The 2,233-nt window shown below is 35.4% G+C and carries 2 pseudogenes; one reads left to right on the top strand and one right to left on the bottom strand.

Annotated elements, in window-relative coordinates:
- Positions 1–190: 190 nt before the first annotated feature.
- Positions 191–894, bottom strand: a pseudogene (locus QUA40_RS28480) (IS701 family transposase); the annotation flags it as partial.
- A 93-nt stretch (positions 895–987) separates the two neighbouring features.
- Between QUA40_RS28480 and QUA40_RS28485 the strand changes: the two are divergent.
- Positions 988–2,056 (top strand): annotated as a pseudogene (locus tag QUA40_RS28485) (ISKra4 family transposase).
- Positions 2,057–2,233 lie beyond the last annotated feature (177 nt).

Consider the following 2,233-nt stretch of genomic DNA (forward strand, 5'->3'; position numbering starts at 1 on the left):
TCAATTGGCTCTGGCGCAGTAGAATCAGGAATTAAGCAAATAGCTAGACGAATTAAAATATCTGGAGCAAGTTGGAAATCAGAACATATTGGACAGGTATTGGCTCATCGATGTGCTTACTTAAATGACTTAATTGGTAAGCGAAGAAATAGTTGAGTATAAATACTCATCGCAAAAGTGACACGCTCCCAGTTTTGATTGCATAGGTATCTCTCACCCTGAACCGACAAATTCCACAGACTTGTTTGATTGCTCTGTGAAAGGTTTCAATGCCCCAATGAATATCATGAATCGTGACAAATTGACTTTTAGTTGTTTCTCGGATTTTTTCCGAGTTGGGTAAATATAAAATATAGTGTAAGCGAGTCGTCTTTTTTGAACACTTTCCTAAACAGTTTTATAAATCCAAATTCTTTCAAATGAGTGATTATTCCTTCATCTCGAATGTCAATAATCCCTACGGCACAATACTTTTGGGGTTCACTTGATACGGTTCTATTCTTTTTAACTGCGAATAAAAAACCCACTTTCTGGTTTTTGAGAAATTTTAAATTTTCTACTCCTGAATACCAACTATCACCCGTAACTATTTTTGGCTTCACCCCCCAATTCATGATTTCCGTCGTCATTTCTCTAAAATATTGATTTTTTGTTTTCCCCTCTTATCGATCATATATTCTATAATTTATCGGGACTGAATTACCATTGATGTCACTATAATACAGGGTAATTAAGTTTAACCCTATCATGGTTTTATGGTATTTACCAGACCAAAAATGACCTATTAATTTTGAACTTTTGGGGGTCGCTATAAGGTTTTTCTATTACTGTATCATCAATACTCATTATGCCTCCTTCTAATGTAATAATCTTCCGAGCTGTCTCGAATAAATCATAAATAGGGTGCATCTCACTTTGGCGATTATACCAAAAAAGGGTTAAAATGAAAAAGCTCGTAAAATCACCCAAAAATATGAGGCAAAGAAAATGATACCCTCAGACCAAGAACAGCTAAAAGCCCACTTAAAAGCGGCAGCAGAAATTCTTTACAGAAATACCGTTCCAACCGAGTTAGAAAGTTTTGACAGCATAGAAAAATCCCTCCGTCAGAAAATGCTAGAAGAAGTGGGTCCAGAACTAGGTAGCTTTTTTTTTCAGCAGTATCAGGAATTCAAACAGGAAAAACCAGAAAAATAAAATCAATAGTCGGTTCGCTTGACATTACAGATAATCAGGCGAAATATTTTGGATTGAAAGTTTATAGTCAAATCAGTCCACTGATGGAAAAATGCTGTCTTTTAATCAGTGCCAACGAATCTTATCAAATGGCCCAAAAAGATTTAGAGATTTTCACTGGTGTCAAAATCTCTCACACTACATTACATAGATTAGTCAAGCGAAAAGAATTTGAATTACCTGCATCGAAACAAGGAGTCCAAGAAATTACATTGGATGGGGGTAAAGTCAGGCTCCGCAACGAAAATAAAGGCGAGGGGTGTTACTGCAAAGACTATAAAGCCGTGTGTTTAGATAATGTTTATTCGGGAGCATTTTTTCAAAAAAATTAAGATTTAATTGATTGGACTAAGCTGTCAAAAGTTGCTACATCTTATGTATTGTTTAGGAGATAGTCACGCCGTAATTGGGAAGATATTTCAACAAATAGGAGACACCGAACAAAGACAAGAAATCTTAGATTGGTATCATCTGAAAGAAAATCTTTACAAGGTAGGAGGCTCAATAAAACGTTTAAAATTAGCAGAAAATATGTTGTGGCAAGGCAAGATAGATGAAGTTATAAATCTATTTAAACAAATGAAAAAAAAAAGAATTTAAAACATTTTGTAACTATTTAGAGGCCCATCGCGGCCGAATAGTCAACTACCAATACTATAAAGAAGAATCCATAAGTTCGATTGGTTCTGGAACAGTTGAATCAATTATTAAGCGAATTGGGTTTAGGGTGAAAATATCAGGAGCGCAATGGAATATTGAGAGCGTTCCCTCTATCCTTTCTCTTCGCCGTGCTTACCTCAACGGTCAACTTTCAACTTGATGTATTTGCCAAAGTGAGATGCACCCAATAAATAATAAATCTTTCGGTTCATATCTTTCTCTTAATAAGAAGCGATTGATAGAATCATGCGAAACATCTCCGGCTCTTCAGAACTTATGGTGATAACTTTATCTAATAAAAGATAGACTCGTGCATAAGACTAGAAGCTGAAACTCA

It is taken from the genome of Microcoleus sp. Pol11C3 (assembly GCF_036701485.1).
Lineage (GTDB): Bacteria > Cyanobacteriota > Cyanobacteriia > Cyanobacteriales > Microcoleaceae > Microcoleus.